The following is a 3,782-nucleotide window of genomic DNA, read 5'->3' as shown; positions in this document are numbered from 1 at the left end:
CCGATTATCAAAGGAACAACTGCTCCTCCTGCAATTCCCGTACATAAAATCCCTGAAAAGGTTCCGTGGTGTTGAGGTACGGAGTTGAGTGCCAGAGAAAAGATTATGGACCACATAACAGAGGCAAAAAAACCGGTCAATGGAAAAGCGATTAGTGCCACATTTGCCGGACCAAAAAGGCCAGCTAATAAAGCCAAAATGGCTCCACCTGTAAAGAAAATCAATACGGTTCGGCTATCAAGAAACTTAAGCAAAACAAGGCCTAATAAACAACCTACAGTTAACAAGCCCCAAAAGTAGGAAATAACAATGGCCCCTGTAGTTGATGGATCTATGCCATGATAAGACTGAAGGAATTTTGAAATCCAGTTGGCAATGCCTTGCTCCGTTCCTACGTAGCAAAAGATACCAAGAAAATACAACAGCACGAACTTATTGGCCAGTAGCTCTTTGAAAGCCACACCCACGTCAATTTTCTCATCCTCTTTGAGTTCCACTTTTGGAAACTTAGCAAAATAGATGATGATCACCATCAAAAAAGCGATGGCAGCAAAGACCCAGTACAAGGAGACCCATTTCAGGTTTTCTGGAACCATAGGGTTTAAAAATGAAAATATTAAGGAATTGTCTGAGGTATGAATATTGGTAACCAAATAGCTATAAAGCATTGGGCTAAGAAAAGAAGCAGCACCAAAAGCAAGTTGCCCCATAACAGAATTAAAAGCAAAATGCTCCTCTCCTCCAGCAGTTCTAAGTAGGGGATTAATAACTACTTGTAAGACTGCCATTCCAATGCCAATGATAAACAGAGAAGTCAAGGCAATGGTAAAGCTTGGAATAAAAGCAAATAGCAATGCGCCAACAAATGCCATGGTAAAGGCAAAGATCAGCATTTTCTTTTCTTTGTATTTTTCCACCAATATTCCGGATGGAATGGACATCACTGCATAAGCCACAAAACAAGCAAAAGGTAAAAAACCTGCAAGTCCTATACTTCAGGCGAAACTATCAATGATATCAGGGATGATAGGACCAAGGATATTTGTAAGGAATGAAATGACGAAAAAAATCAATAATATGAGGGCAACTATGAGTGTGTTTTTTTTCATGTCATTAAATTGTTAAGCGTAGCAATTTTATTCTATTGTTAAATTAGGAGGTTTTTTGGCAAAAAGAGCAGAAATGGCGATAATTAAATCGCTTTATTGGTGGCATTAACAGGCAAATCTACTAGGGCAGCGGCTCCCAGTAAAGCAATGTCTTCGTTTTTAGTCAAGTGAATTTTTAATTTTTTAAATGATTCAGGATAGATAAAATCACTGAAACTTTCACGCATGGCTTTCTCAAAAAATGGATAGGCATTTGCAACTGATCCACCAATTACAATTGCCTGAGGATCATAAGTATACATGACCACTTGTACTGCAGCTCCAAAATGCTGACCAAAGGCTTTCCATTGCTCCAAGGCTTCTTTTTCACCATTTTTGGCAGCAGTAAAAGCATCTAATGCGGTGGTTTGGTATTCTGCGCTGAAGAAATTCCCACTGGCATAGTATTCTATATTATGGTTAAGGTAGGGGAGTAATCCAATTTCACCGGCGCCGCAGTTTACTCCGGCATAAAGCTTATTTTTGATAATAATTCCCGATCCTAATCCTGTACCAATTGAAAGGCCTACCATATTACTATAGTCTTTTCCTTTTCCAAATTTATGCTCTCCTATCGCAAAACAGTTGACATCATTGTTGACGAAGACCGGAAGTTTAAATTCCTGTTCAAGAATGTCCTTTAGTGCTACCTTTTTCCAGGAGGGTATATTGGTTACGTTGTAAACAATTCCTTTTTCCACATCCACCACTGATGGCACACCTATACCAATCCCCTCTACTTCATGGGCAGTAAGTGGCTTAATGAATTGCTTCACCTGGTTAAGTGTAGATTGAAGGTCATTTTTTTCTTTCAGAAGAGCTTTGGTCTTGTGAATGATTTTTCCTTCATGTTCAATACCTACCTGTATTTTTGTTCCTCCTAAATCTATTCCTATGTTCATTGTATTAAGTCGGGTATTTTTTAAAAAAAATCAACGACAAATATATCTCAACTTTACCCTTTTAACAACCGAAAATGGAAGTTTTAGGAAAAGTTAACCTTTAATAACTATCTGAAAAACAGTGAATAATCAAACTATATATTTGTTTAGATTCTAGTGATATACTTGAAAAGGTTCGTTAGGGCTATTTGAGAGCAATTGTTTTTTTAATAGTCCGAAACTGAAAATAACTGTAATGTATTTGATGGATTGAGAAAACAGATAAATTACAGTGGGATTAAAGAAACATTAAATATTGTGAAATCTTAACCGGATAATATATCTTGAATAACCAATCTATTTTTATAGGTATAAATTTGTAGTAGCCCTTGAGAAATAGATAAAGTCATTGGTATTACTAAATAGTCTTATATATAGTACATAATATAGTGCTTTAAGATTATTTTTTTTCTGAAAAAGTAAAGCGACAATTAACAATAATCCTTAGATAATGAAATTACGAAGTAAAAAAGCCCTTATTTTTATTTGCTTTTTATCACTATTGGGTCTTTTCGTGGGCCCTTTAAGTGCGCAGGAAGAACCCAGTGGGATTTATCTGACCTGGGAAAAGGATCCTACCAGTACAATGACAATTGATTGGCATCTCAAAACAAATACTACGCAGACATTATTTTATCGTAAAAAAGGAGAGGAAGATTGGAGAAAGAAAAGTGGACAAGTAACTAATTTCCCATTTTCTGACCGTAAAATACACCGGGTCTTTCTTTCAGGGCTCATGGCCGATCAAGCCTATGAAGTTAAATTTGGAAGCCATGAAAGGGTTTATTACTTTAAAACCATGCCAAAGGAGATTTCCAGAAATCCTATCAAGTTTGCGATAGGAGGAGATACCATGCATGACCAAAAGGTAATGGAAAAAACCAACCTTCAGGTTTTGCCTTACAATCCTGATTTTATAATCATTGGAGGAGACTTGGCTTATGCCAATGGTGACGGAAAAAATGTAAAAAAGTGGTATGCCTGGTTTGAGGCTGTAAAGAATACATTGATACAAGAAGATGGGCGGATGATTCCTATCATGGTAGGCATAGGTAACCATGAAGTCAAAAGTGGCTTTGATGAGGAATCCATTCCGGAAAATTTGAAGGTTGAAAAAAGAAAAGAAAGCGCTCCATTTTACTATAATCTTTTTGCCTTCCCCGGACAGCCGGGCTATGGGGTGCTGGAGTTTGGCAATTACCTTAGTTTTCTCTTTCTTGATTCAGACCATACCAATGCTATCGATGGCCCACAAAAAGATTGGCTTGCCCGTGAACTGGCCCTTCAAAAAGAAAAAAACACTTCTCATGTAATGGCCATTTATCATGTGCCGGCTTACCCTTCTGCCAGGTCTTTTACAGGGACCACTCAGACGATGATTCGAAATCATTGGGTACCTTTATTTGAAAAATCCAGTATGAATTTGGCCTTTGAAAATCATGACCATGCGTATAAACGAACCTATCCAATAAAAGACAATAATGTGGATGAAGACGGGATCGTTTATATAGGTGATGGGTCTTGGGGTACCAAACCCCGAACCGTGCATGAAGCAGCAAGTACCTGGTATTTAGAGACCTCTCAATCGGTAAGAGCTTTTACGCTTGTTACCCTTCAGGGCAAAAGTTTTAACATTATTACAGTAGATGAGGATGGAAACATCATCGACAGTTATCCAAATAATCCATTAATA

Annotated in this window: 2 protein-coding genes and 1 pseudogene; 1 reads left to right on the top strand and 2 read right to left on the bottom strand. The window is 37.5% G+C overall.

All coding sequences use genetic code 11. The features are described 5' to 3' along the window. Together AAC037_RS21380 and AAC037_RS21375 are read right to left on the bottom strand one after the other, a co-directional pair. Positions 1–1,109 (bottom strand): annotated as a pseudogene (locus AAC037_RS21380) (MFS transporter); the annotation flags it as partial. An 83-nt stretch (positions 1,110–1,192) separates the two neighbouring features. After that, the gene (locus tag AAC037_RS21375; RefSeq protein WP_339905485.1) at positions 1,193–2,050 is read right to left on the bottom strand and encodes an ROK family protein; all 858 of its coding nucleotides are present in this window, start codon (positions 2,048–2,050) and stop codon (positions 1,193–1,195) included. Between the two features lie 490 nt (positions 2,051–2,540). Here AAC037_RS21375 and AAC037_RS21370 point away from each other — a divergent pair. Beyond that, positions 2,541–3,782: metallophosphoesterase family protein (locus AAC037_RS21370; protein WP_339905483.1), on the top strand; the 1,242-nt coding region annotated here is incomplete at its 3' end.

It is taken from the genome of uncultured Cyclobacterium sp. (genome assembly GCF_963976465.1).
Classification (GTDB): Bacteria; Bacteroidota; Bacteroidia; order Cytophagales; family Cyclobacteriaceae; genus Cyclobacterium.
This window is presented reverse-complemented; position numbering and strand designations above follow the sequence as displayed.

Excerpts from the sequence above, each read along its gene's own strand:
- AAC037_RS21375 (WP_339905485.1), bottom strand. The coding sequence starts at position 2,050 with ATGAACATAGGAATAGATTTAGGAGGAACAAAAATACAGGTAGGTATT.